The organism is Kitasatospora sp. NPDC001225, assembly GCF_053597855.1.
Window position 1 is genome coordinate 1 of the sequence record NZ_JBSFJC010000318.1, and the last position, 3141, is coordinate 3141.

The window sequence follows — 3141 nt, forward strand, 5'->3', positions numbered from 1 at the left end:
GGTCAACGGTGCGCTGACGGAACGCGGACGGACCGGACGCTCGGCCCCGTAGGGACGCGAGGAGGCGGCGCCCGCAGCGGGCGTCACCCCGGCAGGAGCCGACCCACCGGGCGTCCCGACGTCATTCGCCGACACCACGGGACGAGGCGAACTCCCCCGCACCCCAGCGGACTTCGGCTCACCGTGCTCCGCCGCCCCGGCTGCCGTGGCCGCAGGCCCCGGCGAACCGCCGTCGGCCTTGCCCGTACGTGCCGGACGTGGCCCCGAGCGCACCGGAAGCCGCCGCAGCCGGACGGACCGCTGGACCGGCCGGGCCTGCCGGGCCGTCGCCGGCTCCCCGCTCTCCACGGGCTCTTCCGCCCCGGACTCCCTCGGGAGGACCGGCACGACGAGCTCGTCCCCGCCCGTGCGGACGGGCGCCGGAGAGCCCGGCCCGGCCACCGCCCGCAGGATGCCGGCCGGCGCGGTCGGGAGGACCGCGTGGCCGAGCGGCCCGCAGAGCGAGGGGTCCTGCCAGGCGCTGAGCCGGGACCGGAACCTCAGGCCGTCGCTGACGCCGTGGCCCGGCCCGGCCAGGGTCGGGACCAGCGGCGCCACCGCGCGCCAGCCCCCGTCCCCCGCCGCCGGTCGCCGCTGAACGACCTCGCCCGTACCGCCGGGCGCGCCGTCAGCACCGCTATCGCCGACAGCGGCGTCGCCGCCGCCCCGACGCCGGCCGATCCAGTCCCGAAGCCCCACCCGGCTCACCCGCCTTCGCTGATGCGGGTGTTGAGCCGGGCGATCTCCCTGACCCACTGCCCGCGTTCGCGGTGGGTCAGGTCGAGGATGTCCTCCCGCTGCCAGTGGAAGTGGTACGCGATGTACGCGATCTCCTCGTACAGCCGAGCAGGCGCGTACGTCACGATTCCCCCAGGCGCCCACCGGCGAGGTCGACCTCGAAGGCGCCGTCGCAGTGCGGGCAGGTCACCGCGGCGCGCGTGTGGCCTTCGCTGTTGATCCGCTGGTAGAGGTCCTGGAGGAAGGCCACGTCGGTGGCGTACATCCGCTCGACGATCCCGGCGTGCACGTCGGTGAGGTCGCCGAGCCGGGTGATCACGTGGCTGAGCAGCACCACGCTGAGGTAGGCCGGGTTCTCCTTGACCCGCAGGTCGATCTGCGGCATCAGCTCGTCACGGGCGGTGGCCAGGCGCATGGCACCGTGCCGGTGCACGGTGCCGTCGTCGTCCACGTACCCGATCGGCAGCTCGAACTCGAACTCGGTGTGCGGCACCCGCCCCCGGGGCTGCGCCGCCGCCGCTGCCGCCGGGGCCTGCTGCTGCGGCGCGGTGTTCTGCGGGGCCGGAGCCCGTTCCAGCAGCTCCTCCAGGCCGATCTTGCGCCTCACCGAATCACTCCCCGGATGTCCCCGGATTCGGCCGAGGAGCGAATCGGTCCGCGGCTCGGAGCCCCGCAGTGGCGGAGGTCTCTGCGCATCTGTTCTGACCTGCACTCTCATTCATTGTCAGTGGGTGCTGTTACGTTGCGGTCATGACGAAAGCGTCGACAGTGGACGGTGCCCGGCACGCCAGGTACACGTACCGGCTACGTGTGTCGTCCTCCGCGTCCGCCCTGCTGGAAGCGGAGTGGGGCCGGTGCCGATGGCTGTGGAACGAGTGCGTCCACCTGTCCCGCAAGATCTACCTGCACAACCGGGCCGACTCCGAGAGCAGGAGCACCTGCGGTCCCGCCGACCTGGACAAACTCCTCACCAAGGCGCGCCGTGCGATGGCGTGGCTGCGCGACGGGGCATCGGTTCCGCAGCAGCAGGTGGTCCGGGACTTCTCCACGTCGAGAGCCAAGGCCATGAAGGACATCAAGGCGAAGCTGCCGATGCGTCAGCGCGCCGGGATGCCCAGACCGAAAAGCAAGCGGGAGACGCCCCCTTCGCTCAACTACACCCGGCGCGGATTCCGGATCAACGACGGCAGACTCCACTTGGCCGGCGGCATCGTGCTGACCGTGGTGTGGTCCCGCGGTCTGCCTTCCGACCCGTCCAGCGTACGGGTGTTCCGCGACAGTTCCGGGTACTGGTGGGCTTCCTTCGTGGTCCTGACCCGAGTCGAGCCACTGCCCATCACCAGCCGTGTCATCGGGATTGACTGGGGCATCAGGGAGATCGCGACCACAACCAGTGACGCCCACGACCTTCCCCACCCTCGGTACGGGAAGAGTGCCGCGCAGAAACTCGCTCACTACCAGCGGCAGATGGCCCGGAGGCGGCAGCCGAAGGGAAAGGCCCAGAGCAAGGGCTACCGCAGGGCCCAGCTGCAGGCAGCCAAGCTCCACAGGAAGATCGCCAACCGCCGACAGGACACGGCTCGAAAGTGGGCCAAGTCGGTGGTGCGCGACCACGACGCGATTGCGGTGGAAGATTTCCGGCCGAAATTCCTCGCCAAGACCACCATGGCCAACAAGGCGGCCGATGCCGCGATCGGTGCCACGAAGGCCGCGTTGGTCGAGATGGCCCGCAAACACGGACGGGCCGTGTATCTCGTCAGCCCCTCGCACACCACGATGGATTGTGCGCACTGCGGTGTGAGAGCCAAGCACCGCCTCCCCCTCTCCGAGAGGATCTACTCGTGCACCGCGTGCGGAGCCGTATCGCCTCGCGATAAGAACTCCGCCCGCGTGATGCTCGTCCGGGCTGGTCTCGCCCCGGCTGGTGTCGATCGTGGAAGACCTGAACGTCCGCAGGGCAATCAGGCAGCGTGAGCCAGGAATCCCCTCCCTCGGAGGGGAGGATGTCATTCGACCGAAATCTCCTCGAACACGATGGTCACGGTCTCGGTGGCGGCGCTGGACTCGCCGGCGCTGAGGGTCGGGCCCTCCCAGCGGCTGGCCCAGGCGTTGAGGAGCTGGATGCGCCGCAGGGTGGCACCGGTGGTGTCCTTGACCTCGATGGTGAGGTTCTGCCGCGCGGTGTTGATCGCCCCGTTGTTGAGGGTCTCCTTGATCCAGTCCGTGAACGCGCCGCTCTTGTCCAGGCCGCGGGTGATGGTCACCTCGCCGGGGAGCCGGGCGGCGGCCTGGGCCGAGTTGATCACGTCGGCCGGCTCGGCCGGGACGCCCAGCTCGGTCAGGTGCTCGGCGACCACCCGCGGC

At 70.6% G+C, this 3141-nt stretch carries 4 protein-coding genes; 1 reads left to right on the forward strand and 3 read right to left on the reverse strand.

Annotated features, from left to right (window positions below; genetic code table 11):
• Positions 1-743: 743 nt before the first annotated feature.
• Complete coding sequence (locus tag ACWDCZ_RS39805) at positions 744-902, reverse strand: DUF6760 family protein (RefSeq protein WP_181970396.1); 159 nt, start codon at positions 900-902, stop codon at positions 744-746.
• Positions 899-1384, reverse strand: a complete 486-nt coding sequence (locus ACWDCZ_RS39810) for a hypothetical protein (RefSeq protein WP_074002702.1) — start codon at positions 1382-1384, stop codon at positions 899-901. The genes ACWDCZ_RS39805 and ACWDCZ_RS39810 overlap by 4 nt, the downstream gene beginning before the upstream one ends.
• A 143-nt stretch (positions 1385-1527) precedes the next feature.
• On the opposite strand from ACWDCZ_RS39810, the gene ACWDCZ_RS39815 reads away from it, so the two are divergent.
• Positions 1528-2751 carry an RNA-guided endonuclease InsQ/TnpB family protein gene (locus tag ACWDCZ_RS39815; RefSeq protein WP_449818523.1) on the forward strand — a complete coding sequence of 408 codons (1224 nt, stop codon included), beginning with the start codon at positions 1528-1530 and terminating at the stop codon, positions 2749-2751.
• Between the two features lie 32 nt (positions 2752-2783).
• On the opposite strand, the gene ACWDCZ_RS39820 is transcribed toward ACWDCZ_RS39815, so the two are convergent.
• The gene (locus ACWDCZ_RS39820) at positions 2784-3134 is read right to left on the reverse strand and encodes a phage tail protein (RefSeq protein WP_449818524.1); all 351 of its coding nucleotides are present in this window, start codon (positions 3132-3134) and stop codon (positions 2784-2786) included.
• Positions 3135-3141: the final 7 nt, after the last annotated feature.